This window comes from Sutcliffiella tianshenii, from assembly GCF_016908565.1.
Lineage (GTDB): Bacteria > Bacillota > Bacilli > Bacillales > Bacillaceae_I > Sutcliffiella_A > Sutcliffiella_A tianshenii.
On sequence record NZ_JAFBED010000001.1, the window covers coordinates 291,797 to 309,644 of the forward strand.

16 protein-coding genes are annotated in these 17,848 nt (G+C 43.0%); 6 read left to right on the plus strand and 10 right to left on the minus strand.

Annotation, left to right across the window (positions count from 1 at the left end; all coding sequences use genetic code 11):
* Positions 1-113 precede the first annotated feature (113 nt).
* Entirely contained in the window at positions 114-542 is a 429-nt protein-coding gene (locus JOC95_RS01280; protein WP_204412684.1) for a YwpF family protein, read from the plus strand.
* Between the two features lie 403 nt (positions 543-945).
* On the opposite strand, the gene JOC95_RS01285 is transcribed toward JOC95_RS01280, so the two are convergent.
* The 4 genes from JOC95_RS01285 to JOC95_RS01300 all read right to left on the minus strand — a co-directional run bounded on the left by JOC95_RS01285 (position 946) and on the right by JOC95_RS01300 (position 3,942).
* Positions 946-1,503, minus strand: a complete 558-nt coding sequence (locus JOC95_RS01285; RefSeq protein WP_204412685.1) for a class D sortase — start codon at positions 1,501-1,503, stop codon at positions 946-948.
* A 3-nt stretch (positions 1,504-1,506) separates the two neighbouring features.
* Positions 1,507-2,445: a processed acidic surface protein gene (locus tag JOC95_RS01290; protein ID WP_204412686.1), complete on the minus strand. Its 939-nt coding sequence runs from the start codon at positions 2,443-2,445 to the stop codon at positions 1,507-1,509.
* 131 nt (positions 2,446-2,576) lie between these two features.
* Positions 2,577-3,626 (minus strand): SEC-C metal-binding domain-containing protein, encoded by a 1,050-nt coding sequence (locus JOC95_RS01295; protein WP_204412692.1) that lies wholly within the window; start codon positions 3,624-3,626, stop codon positions 2,577-2,579.
* A 166-nt stretch (positions 3,627-3,792) separates the two neighbouring features.
* The gene (locus tag JOC95_RS01300; RefSeq protein ID WP_204412694.1) at positions 3,793-3,942 is read right to left on the minus strand and encodes a YwzD family small protein; all 150 of its coding nucleotides are present in this window, start codon (positions 3,940-3,942) and stop codon (positions 3,793-3,795) included.
* A gap of 381 nt (positions 3,943-4,323) precedes the next feature.
* Here JOC95_RS01300 and JOC95_RS01305 point away from each other — a divergent pair, with 381 nt between their 5' ends.
* The 3 genes from JOC95_RS01305 (at position 4,324) to JOC95_RS01315 (ending at position 7,435) form a co-directional block, all read left to right on the plus strand.
* A complete protein-coding gene (locus JOC95_RS01305; protein ID WP_204412696.1) occupies positions 4,324-4,902 on the plus strand; it encodes a DUF5317 domain-containing protein in 579 nt (192 codons plus the stop codon).
* 608 nt (positions 4,903-5,510) lie between these two features.
* Complete coding sequence (locus JOC95_RS01310; RefSeq protein ID WP_338083039.1) at positions 5,511-6,956, plus strand: bifunctional diguanylate cyclase/phosphohydrolase; 1,446 nt, start codon at positions 5,511-5,513, stop codon at positions 6,954-6,956.
* A 56-nt stretch (positions 6,957-7,012) separates the two neighbouring features.
* Positions 7,013-7,435 (plus strand): hypothetical protein, encoded by a 423-nt coding sequence (locus JOC95_RS01315; protein ID WP_204412697.1) that lies wholly within the window; start codon positions 7,013-7,015, stop codon positions 7,433-7,435.
* A gap of 56 nt (positions 7,436-7,491) precedes the next feature.
* Here JOC95_RS01315 and JOC95_RS01320 read toward each other — a convergent pair whose 3' ends face one another.
* The gene (locus JOC95_RS01320) at positions 7,492-9,279 is read right to left on the minus strand and encodes a cell wall-binding repeat-containing protein (RefSeq protein ID WP_204412699.1); all 1,788 of its coding nucleotides are present in this window, start codon (positions 9,277-9,279) and stop codon (positions 7,492-7,494) included.
* Positions 9,280-9,476: 197 nt separating this feature from the next.
* Between JOC95_RS01320 and JOC95_RS01325 the strand changes: the two genes are divergently transcribed.
* Positions 9,477-9,953 carry a hypothetical protein gene (locus JOC95_RS01325; RefSeq protein ID WP_204412700.1) on the plus strand — a complete coding sequence of 159 codons (477 nt, stop codon included), beginning with the start codon at positions 9,477-9,479 and terminating at the stop codon, positions 9,951-9,953.
* Positions 9,954-9,980: 27 nt separating this feature from the next.
* Here JOC95_RS01325 and JOC95_RS01330 read toward each other — a convergent pair whose 3' ends face one another.
* The gene (locus tag JOC95_RS01330) at positions 9,981-10,481 is read right to left on the minus strand and encodes a hypothetical protein (RefSeq protein WP_204412701.1); all 501 of its coding nucleotides are present in this window, start codon (positions 10,479-10,481) and stop codon (positions 9,981-9,983) included.
* Between the two features lie 163 nt (positions 10,482-10,644).
* Between JOC95_RS01330 and JOC95_RS01335 the strand changes: the two genes are divergently transcribed.
* Positions 10,645-12,108, plus strand: a complete 1,464-nt coding sequence (locus JOC95_RS01335; protein WP_204412702.1) for a general stress protein — start codon at positions 10,645-10,647, stop codon at positions 12,106-12,108.
* Between the two features lie 578 nt (positions 12,109-12,686).
* Here the strand turns inward: JOC95_RS01335 and JOC95_RS01340 are convergent.
* From JOC95_RS01340 to JOC95_RS01355, 4 genes are all read right to left on the minus strand, one after another.
* Positions 12,687-13,727 (minus strand): Gfo/Idh/MocA family protein, encoded by a 1,041-nt coding sequence (locus tag JOC95_RS01340; protein WP_204412703.1) that lies wholly within the window; start codon positions 13,725-13,727, stop codon positions 12,687-12,689.
* Positions 13,728-13,746: 19 nt separating this feature from the next.
* Positions 13,747-14,508 (minus strand): response regulator transcription factor, encoded by a 762-nt coding sequence (locus JOC95_RS01345; protein WP_204412704.1) that lies wholly within the window; start codon positions 14,506-14,508, stop codon positions 13,747-13,749.
* Entirely contained in the window at positions 14,489-16,285 is a 1,797-nt protein-coding gene (locus JOC95_RS01350; protein ID WP_204412705.1) for a cache domain-containing sensor histidine kinase, read from the minus strand. Before JOC95_RS01350 ends, JOC95_RS01345 begins: the two co-directional genes overlap by 20 nt.
* A 263-nt stretch (positions 16,286-16,548) precedes the next feature.
* A complete protein-coding gene (locus JOC95_RS01355; protein WP_204412706.1) occupies positions 16,549-17,820 on the minus strand; it encodes an ABC transporter substrate-binding protein in 1,272 nt (423 codons plus the stop codon).
* Positions 17,821-17,848 lie beyond the last annotated feature (28 nt).

Here is a 17,848-nt window from a genome sequence, read left to right on the forward strand (position 1 = left end):
GCTGTTAAGGATTATTTTAATAGAGAAACAAGAACAGTATCTTTCCGGACCAATATGATATAATAAAACCAAATTGGTACAAGCACGACAATAATACCCGCTGGAGGGAAAGTATGAAAACGTTCAAACTTGTTGCATTGTCAATCGTACACGGGGAAAACGTTGAAAAGCTGGAATTGATAGACGGATTGATCATCAATCGGGAATACGGCAAGGAAAACTGGCTCATTGAAATTCTTCTTCCAAAGATAGATCCAGAAAAATTTCAATCCATTTTAGATAATAAAGAAACGGTAAATGTACAGGCTACCATCTCCAAACCTTCCAATGATCCCGCTTCATTCGAGGTGGTCATCAGGAATGTGGCTGTAATGGAAGATCGCATGAGCATCCTCTTTGAAGGAGAACTGTTCCGCCGCAACAACAACTATCCCGAGAAGCTCCTGGAAACATTGATGGAGAACGGCTTTAACGGGGAAGACCTGTTGCAGGCATTCAAGGAGAAAATCAACGAGAAGCCTGTATTGCAGAAATCAAAATAAAAAGTCAACCATTGGTGGTTGGCTTTTTTATTTTGTGATGGTAAGATTTTGGCGTGTTGGCGTAGAGCGCGATATTTGTCGTGTTTTGTCTTATTGCACGTAAATGCTTCGTTTTTGAGCGCAAATCAGGATAATTCATCGTAAATCGCGATTATTGAGCGCAAATTAAAATTATTGTGCATAAACCCTGAGTTTTTGAGCATAACGCAATTTAACCTTCACTGGCTAGAGATCATGGGGAGATAGCATGTATCTCACAAAGTATTCTATTATAGTATTTTTTAATCAAACGTTTGATTAAACTTCCATACGAAACATCCATGACAATACTTACATGAAGACAGATTAAATTTACACATTTTAATTACTATACGAAGATAATGCGAACTCCCAATACTCCACCTTAGTAAATCCGCACCGCTTCCAACACATACCGCTCTGGGGCATTTCCGATAAATCGAAACGGATAACACGTCGTCACCGTCAATGTTTCCTTCGGTTTTGGCACAAGGACCGTCGTATCATCGGCGTCAACAATGCGAATTCGCCTAATTTTATAGTGGTATTCCCCTTCCCCATACTCTACATAAAGCGAATCCCCGACCTCAAGCTCACCCAACCGGCGGAAGACTGTATCTCGATGGCCTGAAAGCACGATGTTTCCATCCTCGCCTGGGAGTTTGCTATTCGCAACATGACCGATCCCCTTTTTCAACTCTTCCTCTGAAGCTCCATGATAGATTGGAATACTCGCCTCAAGTCTAGGTATGACAAGGTCGCCGATCCCATCCCCAACTGAAAAAGGACCTAAGGGAGCCTCCTCCTTCACCCGATCCTGGCTATCAAGCTTGTTCCATTCCTCCACAGCTGAATATCCTCTCCAAAAGGAAAGACCGCTTCCCACGAACAAAGCGGCCCCTATTATAAAAATCAAAATGGATGCTATACGAAGCTTGACCATGGACTATCCTCTTCCAACTACCAGTGAGCGGCGGTAAAGGATTCCGGCAACGGCTACCAATAGGAGGCCCAAGACCATGCCGAGTCCATATGGAGAGGCAGTATCCGGCATTCTGTTATGATAGAGTTCGTCGCTCAATCTAACGCCGAGTTGCCCCAGGTGGATGAGCTCTTTTCCTGTTTGCTGTACATAGGCCGGAGAAATGATCTGGTCATTCATTTGGGCAGTTGCCAATAGTTCCCCCTCTTGGTTAAAAAGCTCCAGATGCACTGTTTTCCCTTCAAGCCATCCAGGCTGCAGGAGCTGTTCCTGTGTGACTGCCTCTTTATTTTCCCGATTCTCCATATGAAGATTTGCCGTTACGTCAAAGGCATTCATAAAATCGGACCAGAGAGAAAAGATCTTTTCAACAGAGTTCGGTTCTTCTGCAACCTTTTGCTCAAGTCTCTCGAGCTCCGCCTGTAGATCTTCATTCGGCAAACCAAGGATATGCTGGAAAATCAGCCTTGCTTCTTCCGCCTGAAAGCCGACGGAAACTAGAAAATCCTCAGCCCTTGCAACCTCTTCTTCATGAGTCATGTAAAAATCAACCGCAATTTCAAGGTCCTCGAGAAAAGTATAATCCTGCACCTTTTCACCAAAGCGGGAGAGCAGGATTTCGAGCTCCTCCTCTGTCAAATCATAAGAGTCGAGCATTCCATGGAGATTCTCTTTATTGATCGGCGTTCCAAGTTCCGCCTGCAGATGCTCGATATCACGGAAATCATCCAGGCTAACCTCATAAAATTTCAAATAAGTATCCAAGTCATGACGGGTCCATCCGATTTCCTTCAGATAATGATCGACCTCATTCTCTGTTGGCGCAGCGAGCGCAGTCCCGGCAGTCCCCATAATAGAAATGAACAAAACTAGCATAGAAATCATGGCAACATAACGCTTCATTAAAACGTCCTCCTCTAAATCGTCGCATTCTTTCCAACTAGTGTGACCAAATTATGGTGGAAATATGTAGCAGTCCATATAAAAAAGCTCTGAATCTACCTAAGGGTAAAATCAGAGCTTTTTTAAAGAATTTAGTTCAATGCCGCTTCGATATCCTGTTGAAAAGTCTGGATGACAGGCTGTAGAACCTCATCCAGCTTTCGATAAGTGGAGGATACACTTCCTGGGGATATACCGAATTCCTCTGAAAGCGACTTTTGTGTTTCCACCTGCTCCTGCATGAAATGAACATCCAGGAAGTAGATCAAGGCCGCTGCATAGTTAGGCTCATTGCGGATGGCAGGACTCTCCTTCATGCAATAGACGGACCAGAGCATATGGGCGAATTCCTGGAATCTTGCCGGGTATCCACGTTTTTCAGCCGCCTCCATAAATAGCTCCAACACTTTTTCCTGCGCTTCGTTTTGGACAGGAAGCTCCTGCACATCTTCTTCCGACAGTTCAAATTCGATGACATTCCCTGCAAGCATCGGGAACATGGAACGAACCTGATCTTTCGAGAGACTTTCATTTTCCAGAAGCGCCTGCAGCTTTTCCTCAATGCGGATAGCTTCCAGCGTCCCTCTTTCAAACGTCGACATGAAGACCACTTGTGCATCCTGAAACGGTACAAACATCCCTACAACCAGCTCGTTCTTGCTTAGACCTTCTTCTCGGTCTATGAATTTGACTTTGACCTTCTCGTTTGTAAAACAGTCTTCCATCGTATACTGGCCACCACGGACGTTTGATACCTTATAAATAGAAGGCTGGGCTGTTTGCCAATTCTCCGCCCATTCCTTCACTTGAGGACGGGAAAACTTACTTTCGTTTCCTTTTACAAATTCCTGCACAATCGTCTGTCCGCTCTCACGCACAACTGTGAACATATACCAAAGGTGGACAATCTCCTGATAGGCTTCTTTTTTATCCTGATCCAATTCGAATTTATGTACATGCTTGCTCGCTGCCTCTTCCAACTCACTGGCATATTTATCGTATGCATAACGCATGATATCAATCTGGAGTGCCATCAGTTCCGACTCCAGCACCTTCTCAAAGCTTGCACTCTGCTCTTTCTCACAACACTTCTTATACTTTCGTCCGCTTCCGCAAGGACACGGTTCGTTTCTTCCAATCATCCAATCACCTTACACTTTTAGTAGATTCTAAGTTGTATAGGCATAAGCCAATTAGCACAACGTTTTTCATTTTATCATAGTTTGCGCCAGGATGCCGGGCTCATCCATTTGTAAAAAACGGAAAACACCGCTGATGGCAACGGTGTTCTCTGAAGTACGAATCTATTTATTTGATAAGCATTTGCAGCTTTTCTCTCATTTCGTTGACAAGCTCCATCATGGAGATGTTCTCACGTTCCATCCCTTGTTGGTAGGCATATTGCAGGACCTTGATGATTTCATCCTGGCTTTGGATATTACTGAATGACTCTTTCATTTTACTCTTTTTCACCACCTAATTAATTACAAATTATATAACAATTCTACTAGATTTCTACAAAATGGCAAGAAAATTTTGTAGTATTGTGTTATTTTTTTAGTTTATTAGTTGAAAGTGCTTTTTTATTATGTTATCTAAATACCTCTTTACTTAATATCTAAACCATTTTAGCGGGTAATTCTTCATTTTTAGGGCTTGTTACCGATATTATAATTATAAATTACAAACTCCTTCAAAATATTTGAAATAAACTCGTACAATTATACCATCTTTTGTGAAATACTTGAAAATTATGAATTATTTTGTTAGATATTAGATAATATTGTATTTTATAGAGAAATACCTCTTTACATAACCGCTACACTTTGGAGGGTTAATATGGTATATGATGGAATTATCATCGCTTTACTGGTAGGGCTTTTTAGAGGTGGAAATTTTAAAGGATTAGCCGATATGAAGATAAAACAAGCTTGGGTCTTTCCAGTGTTATTAATGATCCAAATTGTGATTTATATCTTGCAGAACAAAATACCCATACTAGGCTTTTACAGCAATACTATTTTCATATTGGTTTATTTAGTAGGTATGTATTTCCTTTGGCTGAACCGCCATCACCCAGGATTTGTCGTCATCTTTATCGGTGTATTTTTAAACTTCCTTGTTATGGCACTCAATGGTGGAAGAATGCCTGTTTCAATAGAAGCCAGCGCTGTACTTGATCCCTATTTTGTAGAAGCTTTAAAGAATGGTCTTTACGGAAAACATGCTGCTATTACAGAATCAACAAGACTTGCATTTCTGGGAGATATCATTCCATTATCTGCACCTTATCCACGTGAGCAAATTATCAGCATTGGCGATGTAATTATGAATATAGGTGTTTTCTTTTTTATCCAATACTTAATGATAGGGAAAATAGAAAAGAATTCCACTCCTCAGGTAACCACAACGAACTGATTCCCATTGTGCTAGTTGAAGGGAGGTGACAAAATGAACGTACGTACAAAAACTGCAATCATTAACCTTTTAGTGATTGGTTCTGTAATTGTGGCTTTAACATCTGGCTTTAGACTTATATAATATAGATAAAGAGGAACGATCTTTGATTATTCCTCTTTATTAATTTAAAAAAGAGTGTGATTTTAGTGGAAAGTGGAAACATATACAATAAAATTTCGAGTGTTTACCTATTCATCATTTCGATTTTAGGCTTGGGTTTATTTATTTTGCATGCTGACTTCCCTACGTACACCCTATCTGAATGGGTTATGTTTTATTCATTGGTTGGTGCACTTTTACTTTTATACCATTTCATCATTCCATTACCCCCAAAAGGAAATTCCATATCTATGGATTCTGCTATTTATTTAGCGGTGTTATTTCTTTATGGAGTAGAAACTACCCTTCACTTATTATTCCTATGTAACATTATTTTCTCCATTCGAAATAGACACATTATCTGGTGGAAACATTTGTTTAACTTCTCCATCTATTCCATTATGATAATCTCCGCTCATTACTGTTTCTTATGGTCAGGTGGTTTACAGAATAACGGGAATTCCTCCATGCTTCCGTTTACTGTTTCTTTGACCGTTTACTTTTTATTGAATGTTTTATTGATATGGATGTATTTTATCCTTTCTCAATCACACTCCATTAAAGACATACTCCATTCCTTCTGGTCAAAGGGTGTTGTAATTGAATCTTTAATAAGTTATGGCAGTACACTAGTATTATCTATTATTCTTACAATCCTTCTTAAAGAGGAACAATTATTTGGTCTTTTCCTTTTCACAATCCTCTCTGTCCTTTTATCGTTTGCATTTCAAAAATTCTTTGAACTATTTAAGGAGTCAGAGGAGAGGGCCAATAAGGATTTCCTCACAAATCTTTATAACCACGGTTATTTTAAACTTAAATTGGACGAAACCTATAAAAACCTTGGGAATAAAGAAACCTTCAGTGTTGCACTATTAGATATAGATGACTTTAAAAAATACAATGATCAGAACGGCCATTTGCAAGGTGACGAGTTGTTACGGTTTATAGGGCACTTTTTAATCAACAAAACCAAGATGACCCCATATACACCTGCGCGTTACGGTGGAGAGGAGTTTGCCATCCTTTTCCCTGATGTTACGAAGGATGAGGCCAGTGTATTTTTGAATAAAATCCGCAAGGACTTCAATGATACCCCGTTCAAGGGTGCGGATGACCTTCCTTTGAAATGCTTATCCTTCTCGGCCGGGATTACAGAGTATGAGCCCGGGACCTATAATTCTGCAGAGCTTTTAAATAAAGCGGATAAGGCGCTTTACTATGCGAAGGCCCAAGGTAAGAACAATGTACAGATCTATTATGAAGAGGCGGACGTCTATCAGAATGATCTGTATCTCGTAAAGGAAATCGAGAATCTCGAACAGCAATTGCAGATTTTCCTACCTAAAGATGTTTATACCTATCAGCACAGCAAGCGGGTTTTCAAATATGCGATGGACTTCAGCAAAAAGCTTGAATTGAGCGAACATGAAAGACAGACACTCATCCTTGGTGCGTTGATCCATGATATCGGTAAAGTGGAAATCCCACGGGATATCATCAATAAAAAAGGCAAGCTCGACTCACATGAGTGGGAGATCATGAAAAAGCACGTGCTTTGGGGGAAAGAGATTGTTTCCACTACCAAGAAGTACGAGGAGCTGCTCCCATTGGTCGAGCTGCATCACGAGCGTTATGATGGAAAAGGCTATCCTTCTGGACTTCAGGGTAATAACATTCCAAAGCTAGCCCGCATCCTATGTCTCATTGATTCGTTCGATGCCATGACTACCGAGCGCCCTTATCAGCCTACAAAAACCTTTACGGAGGCTTTTGCAGAGCTTAGACGATGTGCCGGAACACAGTTTGATCCACAGTTTGTGGAACCTTTCATCAAGATCATCCAGGAAAAGTTCCCTGCACTTTCGAAAAAGGAAAGACTTGAGCAGGAACCAAAACGAGCAGCGCAATGACAAATTTGCGCTGCTTTCTTTTATTTTATATAGTAATTGGGAGAGAAGGTGATTAGATGAAGCTATTGAAAGGCTTGCTTATAACTGTAATAGTTTTGGGCGCTATAGGGGCAGTGGGCTACTATTTTGTCAACAAGTACATCGAGGATAGAGCTGTCGAATATGTGGAGCAGGATCTCGACGACAACAATATTGCCATGGCCCGGGACTATGTAGACAACTCCCCATCCCTGAAAGCTTATATCTCAGAAGGCGCGGACGCAAACCTCGAGGAATTGCCGTTCCAGACGAGGGAGGAAGCCACAAGGGCTGTGATGAAAAAGCTGAGCCTCCAGGAAATGCAGGCTATCCAGGCAAAGGCGGCCGACGGAATGAGCGAGGCCGAAGCGATGGAGCTTGCTGAAACGTTTGAAGATAAATTGACGGATGAAGAAATGTTGGCTTTGAAGGCTATTATTTATAAAGAGCTATATGAGTAAAAACTCTAAAAGGGGTTCGACTTATTTCTAATGTCGAACCCCTTTACTTTTAAAAACTATTTTAATAAATTGTTCACAGCTTTATCACTTACCGCTCCTCGTCCACCTAATACATGGAAAGTATCAAGTTTTTTAGAACGTATTAGATTTGTAATTTCGGGACGAACTTGATCATCAATAAGCAATATTGAAGAATTTTTCTTTGCAGCTAAAACTGAGCCTGTGAGGGCATCCGCAAAATTTTGACCAGTTGCATTGTATATAATATCTGTTGGCATATTAAGTTGATTGATGATTTCAACAGAGGTTGCGTAACGATTTGCCCCCCTTATTCTTATGGACCCATTAGGAAGCTGACTAAATGTTTTATCACTTACAGCTGCAGTACCTCCTACTACGATGGCTTTCCCAATCTTAGATTCTGCAATCGCCTTCGCTGTTGAACTGTTTAAGCTGCTAGTATCTGTTAATAGGATTGGATAACCATTCTTGGCAGCATACGGAGCAATAGCAAGTGCATCGGGGAAATTCTTTCCGTAAGCCACAATTGCTTTCTCCGGATTTCCACCTAATTCTTCCGCTATTAATCTAGCAGTTTCATATCGAGTAGCTCCTCCGATGCGGTCTACTATTGCCACCCCTGCTTTCTTCAAACTTGATTCCACATTATCTGAAACAGCACTTTTTCCGCCAAGGATAATGACCTTTTTGGCACCTAATTCTATAATTCTAGCTTTGGTTTTTTCATTTAGTGATGACTGCTTAGTCAAGAGGATCGGGGCATTAAGCTTATATGCCAAAGGAGCACCCGCCAAAGCATCCGGAAAATCTTCTGACCTTGCCAAAATTACTGTTTCCGCTTTATCCCATCCTTGCTTCGATATCTCTATAGCTGTTTCAAATCGATCAGGACCTGAAATTCTTTTTCCAAAAGGAGCAAGATATGGTGAAGCAACGAAGCCACTGTTTGATTGATTTTTTGTAACAATCGGATACCATACAAAATGATTATAATTGTTATTGGACTGATCAAAAGAAAAGGCATCCTCTATGGTGACAACTTCTCTCTCTGCTTTCCCTTTTGGATTCGATTTACTAAATGGAAGTTCCCTGAGGCTTGCTCCAGCCGTTACCACTACTAGATCATTTTTTTCAAATTTATGTCGAGTGGACTGTAATGGACCCCCAGTATTATATGAAAGCTTTCGGAATCCGATAGTTCCATTATCCCGATATATTAAATCCTCCAATAAAACTTCGTCTAATCCCAAATTTAAAGGTAACTCCAAGTTGTTCTCATAGATCCAATGGAATACTTTATCTTGATATGTGTTCGTATTCCTTGAGCCATCCTTTTTTAATCTAGGACTGTTTTTTTGCACTAAACCATTATATGCCATTACAGCAAAATACCAGTTTTCTAGTTTATCTCTATCACCATCATTCATCAAGGGGATAACAGAACCGCTATACCCAAACTTATCATTTAAGATTGAAACTCCTGCCGAAATATTATAAGCGATATCAGTGTGCAATCTCTCTTCGTCTAGATTATATTCATTTTCAGGATCGGTTACCTGCATTATGCCAATTCCACCATCTCCAGAGATAATGGTTTCTCCATCCTCACAGTGTACCCAACCAAAAGCTTCCACAAATGCGATTGCCTTTACGATTTCAGGTGGCACATCGTGCTTAAGAGCTTCAGATGTTAGCATTCTATCAATTTCCCCATTGGAAGGTTGTACGCATCCACCTGTAATCGTCTGTTCCGCTGAAGTTGCATGCGGAAAAACTAATAATAAACTCATAATTAAGATTACAAACCTATTTTTCTTTTTCATTTTTTTCCCCCTCTTTTATGTCTCTTCTAATATAATAACACAATAGAAATGAGTAAAATCACTATTTTTACCAAATATTGAAAGGCGAATGTATTTTTTGCAAATGAGAATGTTGAGTAATTAGGACAAGAGAACAAGCATTTTACAAAGGGTCACATATATTAACTCTAGATTTCAACAAATAAGGAGGATTATTTGTGACCTTATATTTCGAATGGATTAAAAACTCCGGCGGCCAGGATAAAGGTAAAGAAAGATTTAATTTTGTCCAAACAAATGAAACCATGGAAGTCACGCATGATTCATTGGTGGAGATATTAAAGCTGGATGTCACAATCCTATCGCCCATGGAGAAAGTATGCTTGGATTCAAAAATCGGCTTGAAGGTAGAAACTGGCGCCCCTAGTGAGTATAGCATCCATTCTCAAGTATCTTTATGGCGAAACTCCACTTTACTCACTTCAGAAACTATCGCTTCCACCAACCAACTCGGGCGTGAAGGTAAAATAAAGACATTCATGAATTCCATATCCCTTTCATGGACAGATGTCCTACTGGCTCCAGGAAAGTATACCTATACCGTTAAGGCAGGTCGCATGAACGACGAGGAGAAAAATATCTCTACTGTCCAAGTACAGGACCGTGTTTTGAATGCCTTGGTGCTCCAACCATGACATTAGGGGTAAACCTCACTATGAATCTTACAAGCGATCTAGCACCAAGAATTTCACACCGGTCAGCAAGGCCATCGCAAGTAGCATATTCCTCCAGTTTATCCTGATGCGGCCTTCTTTTGGCTGTACCACTCCCATCGCTATGATGTTCCAGAACCACTTGCTGTCGGTCCACCGCTTCTTTATAGGAATGACTCCCGCCTCTTGTGCTTCCCGCTTTTTATTTTCATTTCTTGCCCAGAGCAGGATGATGACGATGTCTAAAATGGATGCCAGTATCATGGCGGTTGCTGCAATATGGTTTGGGATATCCCAGAGAGGCTTACTGCTCGCCGCTTTTTCTTCTTGTATTTTTTTCGTTTCATCTATGTTCACTTGAAAGGTTTCAGTGAAATTTTCTGTGTTTCCTTCTATGTTGATGTTTGCAGTACTCGCGAAGTAAATGACTGCGAGAATAATGATGGCATAGCCGCCAAAGAAAATTAATGGTAGGTGTTTGGAAGATAGTTGTCTATTACTTTGTTCCATATTCATTCCCCCTTTGATTACGTACCTTTATTTTACAAGGAAAAATATCCTAGATCTGATTCAGTTGTTACAATATTCCAACGATAATTTGGAGGTTGGTTTAACCTTATGAATCTGCTGGGTATGTAATCATTATCAAAGCAAGCTTGAGGAGGAAGAAAAGATGGCTGGACATCGTAAAGAAATGATTGGTTCATATTTAACAGAGCAGGAAGCAATGGATAAAATCAATTGGTTGAAGGAGGAAGGCTATCGCTCCGAAGAAATCTTCCTTATCAGGGACTTGAGCGGTGTGGTGGATCCTTTGCAGACAAACAGTGATATGACTTCCCCCGAGAAGGATGGTTCCGGGATGATGACTCATTCCAATATGGATCCCTTGCATGCTTCGGATTCCATTGAAAGAACGTTCTTTAGAGGATCTCGCGAGGATGGTGTTGCATCAACTTTGATGGGATTAGGCATTGAGCCGGAGGAAGCTTATCGATATGAATATGACGTGAAGGTCGGGAAAGTACTTATCTTGACGGACAATGTAAACAGGACGGTTTCAGGTGACCATAGCCGCCTAGATCGATATCGTACCGAGGAAGAGCCTGCGCTGCAGTTTGATGATACTCAAGAGATGGCTGACGAACCTGTGGAAAAGCCTGTGGAGGAAAGCTCTGGCACTTGGAATGTGAACAGGCCTTTGACAGATGATAATATCGATATTAATAGACCCCTGGATGAAATGATGGTGGCTTCCTGGAATGAAGGGCGTCATGAGGAGGCTGGGACGTTAGAACAGCTTGATGAAGGATACCGTGCTGCAGAGCCGATCGACAATGGGTTGCGTCCCTCTGAATCAGTCGATTCCATGCATGATGAGAATCAAGAGAAGCCGCTCTTTACCGCAATGGGGCATTCCCATACTCCTAAAAAGGATGCTGAAAACAGCACGATAGAAGTAACAGAGGATTATGATAAACTTTTATATGAACACGGACAGCCGTTTCCTATGGAGAAAAGCGAAGCGAAAGAGGACAGCTATGATAGCAGTGTGATAAACAAGCACTCTTCCGAAATGGGGCACTTGGAAAAGGAATTGAATCTTGAGCATGATTCTTTTGAGATGCATGACAGAATGACTAATGAATCACAACATGACCAGCAGCAGAGAGGGCATATCACGTCCGAGCAGGATGTCACTCCCGAGTCTGAATATACACAAGACAATATCCTTGGGTATGAAACAGATCATATGCAGGAAGAGCCTGTCACCATACAAAATGAATTCACACACGAGGATAGATTGCTAGAAGAGGAAGGGCCGCTTATTTCTGATAGAGTCGAAGCGGAGTATACACCTGATCTGATGGATTATGAGCAGCACAACGATCCGATGACTTCCGGACAGCTCGAGCCTGGCAACGATTATGTCGTTGAAGAGCCTGGGTTTATGGAAGAGGAGCCAATGTTCAGAGACGGGACAGCACATGGGGAAACCCAGCATTCTTCCCTATTTGAGGAAGAGGCTGAGCCTTACACTTCTGTCAATCCAAATAGAAAGGCAAGCAGCTTGAACAGGAAGAAAGGTCTTTTAAATGATAAAGGGCATGATCCTTTTAATCCCTATCGCAGATAATTGATTGGGAATTGGTATAGATACATGTATCGGCAAGCAGTCTCCTGGCGTTGTGTTGGGAGGTTGCTTGCTTTTTTGTTGTTTGGTGGGGATGTAGGGTGGGTGGTAGACGGCTGTGACGTGACGATGCGGGGTGGTAGACGGCAGCTTCATGACGATGCGGTGTAGCGTAGTGTGACGTTTGGTTTCCAATTATTGTAAAGTTGACAGATTATGTGGTGTTTTGGATCGATAACTATGGAGTTCCGATCGATTCCGGCAAAAAGTGGATCGAAAATTGCTTGTTTTGGACAGATAAACACTGTTTTCCGACAGATTACTGTTTCCCTCCCCACTTCCATAGGCAAAATGAGCAGTCTGCCCCCTCTACAAAACCTAAAAATGCCCCACACCAGCCAAAACTCGAATAAGCTGCGGGGGCATGCTACAAAACCTAAAACAAAATTACCTATTTTTAATAAAAACGGTTTTTTCACTGGCATATTGCTAGTCGACATAACAACAGGGGCCTGACCCCCATTGTTATGTAAACCACTATTGTTATGTCAACCCACATCGTTATGTCACCCACACCACCATCACCCCAGCTTAATGCTAGTCCCGGTCTCGCTGCTGCGGTAGATGGCGTCGATGATTTGGGAGGTTTGCATGGCTTGCTCGGGCTTGACGATGAGGTCTTCGAGGCCGAGGCAGCTGTTGATGAAGTTGAGTGCTTGAGGGATGCTCGGATTGTCTTCGCCTGGTACCCAATTGGCTTCGGTGTTCAGGAGCATGCCGTGCTTCATTTGGTTCAGGTGGAATGGGAATAGGTCGACTCCTCCGTCCATCCCGGATATGCTGACACTTTCCTCATCGTCCTTCACATTGGCCGACCAGGAGGTTTCAAAGAGCATCGATGCCCCTCCCTCGAATTTTATGTAGGCTGTAACATGGTCATCCACTTCGAATGTTTCGTGGTTGAAGCTTCCCCACTGATTCACCTGACCTGGGATTTTGCTCAGGTCATTGTAGGTGGTACCGAGCACTTCCACTGGCTTAGGATTGCCTAGTAGCCAGAGGGAAAGATCTAAGAGGTGGCAGCCATAGTCGATCAGGCTTCCTCCGCCCTGTAGCTCCTTATTCGTAAACACACCCCATCCCGGTACTTTCCGGCGGCGCATCCCTCTTGCACGGGCCACTAGGGGTCTTCCGATTTCGTTCTCCTCCACCAAGCGTTTGGCGGCAATGGACTCCTTCATAAAGCGGTAATGATATGCAATCGCCAGCTGCTTGTTCGACTTTTCGGCAGCTTGAATCATCCTTTCGCATTCATCCGGCGTCATCGCCATCGGCTTTTCGCAAAATACGTGAAGCCCAGCTTCTAGTGCAGCAATCGTGATTTCGGCGTGGAACTTATTCGGCGTACAAATGGTCACCGCGTCCACTTCCGTAAACATATCCGCGTAATGTGGAAATACCTTCTCTATGCCGAACTTCTCTGAAACAAGCTTTGCTGTCGCCTCATTTACATCACTGATCGCTTCGACCGTGACTTTGTCCGCCAAATTCATAAAAGTGGGTATATGGCGACCTTGTGCAATCCCTCCGACTCCGATAATTCCCATACGTAGCTTTTCCATGCCCCAGCATCCTCTCTATTTATCTATTTCCCGACAGTACTGTACTTCTGTATTCATTGGGAGTCAATTTCGTAAACTTCTTGAACACCTTGCTGAAGTATTTTTCATTTTGATAGCCCACTTGGTAGGCAACCTCATAAATTTTTACATGCGGTTTCGCCAAATATTCCTTTGCTTTTTCCATGCGGATCCTTGTCACATAATCGGTGATCGTCTCGTTGTATTCCTGCTTGAATTTGCGTGATATGTGCTCCCTGCTCAGGAAGAAACGGTCCGCAATCTCCTGTAGCGTGACATCCTGCTGGTAGTTGGCACGTAAGAAAACTTCTATTTGGCCCATGCTTTTCGCTTCGGATGATGAGGCAGCAAGGAATTCCGCATCAACAGAAGATCTCCTGTGCAATGCCTCCTCCTTCCATTTTTTCACCGCACGCGCGAGCGTTTCATTTAAAATATCCGGATCGATCGGCTTCAAAATGTAATCGAAGCTTTTATACGTAATTGCATTGCGCATATACTCATAGTCATCATAGCCGCTGACCACGATTGTCATACTGTTCAATTCTGTGGAATCGAGCCATTTCAGCAGGCTGATTCCATCCTTTTTGGGCATCCGCATATCGGTGAAGATAATCTCAGGTCGGTGTTGTGAGATCAGCTTTGTGGCCTCATCCCCGTCCTGGGCCTCGAGGATGGTATCGATTCCGTGTTCCTTCCAAGCCGCCAGGAGAAGCAGGCCTTCCCGGACATGCTTCTCATCGTCAATGATGATCGCCTTCATCCCTGACACCTCCCAATTCCAATGGAAGCACAAGCTTCACAGCCAGACCCCCATCATGATGATTCGAAAGCTTCATGCTTGCAGCCCCGTCATAATACAGCTGAAGACGGGCATTAATATTTTTCAAGCCGATATTCGTTACTTCTTCCCTTGACTCTCTTTTTCCTGCTTGAAAATGACGATAAATCTCCTCCAGCCTTTCTTCTGTCACCCCGACTCCATTGTCCACGACCTCCAAAATAAGCATACCTTCCTCCACTTTCCCTTCGACCGTTATTCTTCCTACTCCTTCTCTTATATCGAATCCATGCTTGAAGTAGTTTTCGATGATCGGCTGAAGGATCATCTTCGGGACCTGGACCTGCAGGGCATCTTCCCCGACATCAATCCTGTAATCAAGATGGTCGCCAAATCTCTCTTTCTGCAATAAAAGATACGCTTTGAGATAGTTGATTTCTTTTTTCAGGGGCACCATATCCTCCTCCATATTCATCCCATAGCGCATGATTTTGGACAGGTGCGTCACGAGTGTATAGATTTGCGGCACATTATTTTTCAGGGCGACCGTCCCGATCGACTGAAGGGCGTTATATAGAAAATGGGGATTCAACTGCGACTGCAGCACCTTTAACTGGTTATTTTTATTCTCGATTTCAAGCTTATACTCACGGTTGATGAGGTGATCGATCCTCTCCATCATCTGCTTGAACCTGCTGCCAAGTATCCCGATTTCATCATGGCCCAATGACTCGAACTGAACCTTCATATTCCCTTCCTTCACCTGCTGGATGTTCTGGAGCAGCACCCTGATCGGGGATGTGATTTTAAAGGAGACGAACAAGGTGGCGAGAATGACGAGACTTAATCCCAGGACCCCGAAAAGGATATTGATTTTCGTTACGGTGAAAGCATTTTCATAAAGGGTCGTATAGGGGACGCGTTTGACAAGGATCCAGCCGCCAACCGCTGCCGGGGTCTGTTCATACATCATCATCCCATGGAAGGAGTCATTCTGCCATTCCATCGTCCCCCGCTCCTTGTCGGACTCCATCACTGCACCGATCCACTTCTGTTCAGCCTGCTTGGCAAACACTTCTGCATTCGAACTGTAGATCAATTCCCCGGTACTTGATAAAATGAAGAATTCCTCTGTCTCCTTGTTGTAAAGGTTCTCGCTCAGCTCCAGCACCCGTTCCGTTGACACCTCTATCGTAATGAAGGCGAGCACCTCATCAGATGGCACATTGCGCAAAACCCGGTGCAGGTACAACACATTTCTCCCCTGCTGCGCCTCAGTTGTATCGATGAACATATTGTACGGATTCAACTGGGCGTTTTTGTAGGCTTCCTCATACATCCTGCTGTTGAGCCTTGTGGAAAATACGACAGTCGAGCGCTTGGACGCTGTGATGCTCCGCTTCTCTTCTGCAAATGAAATATGTACCCTCCTGATGTTATCCTCCGCATACAGGATCGTCTGCAGGACATTCTTCACAATGCCGAGTGTCATATAGTTATCTTCCTTATCAGGAGACCTCATGTAGTTGATGAAATCAGGGTTATTATACAAGGAAAGTGTTAGACTATTAAGCTCCTCCAAATAGGTTTCCAGATTGATTTTCCCCTGATAAAGGAGATTACTATTTTCTTGTACGACGAGGTCCTTGAAGGCTTCTTTTGTATGGTAATATGTGATGATGATGGATGTGCCGAATGGCAGGATCGTTATCAAGAGCAGCAGTACGATAAGCTTATTGCGGATACTTTTTCTGATCATGACCTACCCCCGATGGAAAAGCGTCTCTTTTCATTAATGGTCTGTTAAACACCGCTATTGCTTTCCGCAAAAGGCTGCGCTTTCCGCGGGGCGTTTGTGGAGCCTCCTCGGCTTAGCCTGTGGGGTCTCCACTAAACGCCATCTCCCGCAGGAGTCTCCGCCTTTTGCTCCAATCAACAGCTAGATTCTTATTAAATCAACCCTTGTTTTCTTTTAGTATAAACAGAAAGCATGCCTATGAATAGACATGCCCTCTGCCAAAATTATTTTAAATTATCCCAAGAGCTTTGGAAGCGCTCAAGGAGTGTGTCATAGTCGATTTTGCCTGCAGCGTATTCCTGGATGCTTGCGGCAAATTCCTTGTTTGCGCCATCCGGCCACATGAACCATGTCCAAGGGATTGTCTGTTCATTTTTGGAGTATTCCAGGATGGATTGACCAAGGTCTCCAAGTCCGGCAGGCTCGATGTTATCGAATGCCGGGATGAACGCGAACTCTTCTGTGATATACTTCTTGCCCGTTTCAGAGGAAACCATCCAGTTCAAGAATGTTTTTGCTTCTTCCAGGTGCTCGGAGTTCTTGTTCAGTACCCAGTTGTTCGGTACGCCAACAGGCAGGCGGTTGGAATCCGCATCGTCGCTGATGCTGATCGGGAGGAAGCCCATGTTCATGTCAGGGTTGACTTCATAGATCATGTTCTCCGTCCAGTTTCCTTGCTGCAGCATCGCAGTCTGGCCTGAAGCGAATTGTGTAACCTGTGTATTGTAATCCGTTGTTAATGGGTTGCTGTTTCCGAAATTGATTTCTGTATCCAATACTTCTTTGAAATTTTTGAAATGTTCATTTCCTACGATCTTTTCAGATCCATCATACAAGCCTGCAATGAATGCTTCCGGATCGTCCTGCTGTGCAAATGGGATGTTCAGTAAATGCTGCCCGATTACCCACCACTCGCCATAGCCGGCGGAGAAAGGTGTGATACCAGCTTTTTTCAGCTTTTCAGAAGCGTCCTTCAATTCGGAAATCGTTGTTGGGGGCTCTGTGATCCCCGCTTCTTCAAAAAGGTCTTTATTGTAGATGAATCCATAGCCTTCAAGGTTGACCGGCATACCGTAAAGCTTGCCGTCTTCCGGATCTGTCATCGGTACTTTACCGATAGGAAGAACATGTTCAGCCCAAGGCTCTTCTGAAAGATCTGCAAGCTTTTCTTTCCAAAGCTCAAGCTCCTTGAATCCACCGTTGTTGAAGATATCCGGCTCTTCACCAGAAGCAAACTTTGCCTTTAATGCAGCACCATAGTCCGCTCCTCCACCGACTGTCTCAAGCTTGATTTTGATATTTGGATGCTCTGCTTCGAATTCCTTGATCATTTCCGCCAGTTGATCGGCAATCTCCACCTTAAACTGGAAGAAGTTCAACGTTACTTGATCTCCTGAATTTTCCTTGTCGTCCCCTGAGGAATTATTGCTCGAGCATCCGGCAAAAATCCCCGCTACCAGTGTTAATGATAGTAAAAGCATGAAAAAGCGTTTCATTTTATTGCCCCCCTTGAAAGTTAGATTA

What these genes read in the sequence shown, in the direction of transcription:
- JOC95_RS01280 (WP_204412684.1), top strand. Translation starts at nt 114, where the DNA reads ATGAAAACGTTCAAACTTGTTGCATTGTCAATCGTACACGGGGAAAAC.
- JOC95_RS01285 (WP_204412685.1), bottom strand. Translation starts at nt 1,503, where the DNA reads ATGGTCAAGCTTCGTATAGCATCCATTTTGATTTTTATAATAGGGGCC.
- JOC95_RS01290 (WP_204412686.1), bottom strand. Translation starts at nt 2,445, where the DNA reads ATGAAGCGTTATGTTGCCATGATTTCTATGCTAGTTTTGTTCATTTCT.
- JOC95_RS01295 (WP_204412692.1), bottom strand. Translation starts at nt 3,626, where the DNA reads ATGATTGGAAGAAACGAACCGTGTCCTTGCGGAAGCGGACGAAAGTAT.
- JOC95_RS01300 (WP_204412694.1), bottom strand. Translation starts at nt 3,942, where the DNA reads ATGAAAGAGTCATTCAGTAATATCCAAAGCCAGGATGAAATCATCAAG.
- JOC95_RS01305 (WP_204412696.1), top strand. Translation starts at nt 4,324, where the DNA reads ATGGTATATGATGGAATTATCATCGCTTTACTGGTAGGGCTTTTTAGA.
- JOC95_RS01310 (WP_338083039.1), top strand. Translation starts at nt 5,511, where the DNA reads ATGCTTCCGTTTACTGTTTCTTTGACCGTTTACTTTTTATTGAATGTT.
- JOC95_RS01315 (WP_204412697.1), top strand. Translation starts at nt 7,013, where the DNA reads ATGAAGCTATTGAAAGGCTTGCTTATAACTGTAATAGTTTTGGGCGCT.
- JOC95_RS01320 (WP_204412699.1), bottom strand. Translation starts at nt 9,279, where the DNA reads ATGAAAAAGAAAAATAGGTTTGTAATCTTAATTATGAGTTTATTATTA.
- JOC95_RS01330 (WP_204412701.1), bottom strand. Translation starts at nt 10,481, where the DNA reads ATGGAACAAAGTAATAGACAACTATCTTCCAAACACCTACCATTAATT.
- JOC95_RS01335 (WP_204412702.1), top strand. Translation starts at nt 10,645, where the DNA reads ATGGCTGGACATCGTAAAGAAATGATTGGTTCATATTTAACAGAGCAG.
- JOC95_RS01340 (WP_204412703.1), bottom strand. Translation starts at nt 13,727, where the DNA reads ATGGAAAAGCTACGTATGGGAATTATCGGAGTCGGAGGGATTGCACAA.
- JOC95_RS01345 (WP_204412704.1), bottom strand. Translation starts at nt 14,508, where the DNA reads ATGAAGGCGATCATCATTGACGATGAGAAGCATGTCCGGGAAGGCCTG.
- JOC95_RS01350 (WP_204412705.1), bottom strand. Translation starts at nt 16,285, where the DNA reads ATGATCAGAAAAAGTATCCGCAATAAGCTTATCGTACTGCTGCTCTTG.
- JOC95_RS01355 (WP_204412706.1), bottom strand. Translation starts at nt 17,820, where the DNA reads ATGAAACGCTTTTTCATGCTTTTACTATCATTAACACTGGTAGCGGGG.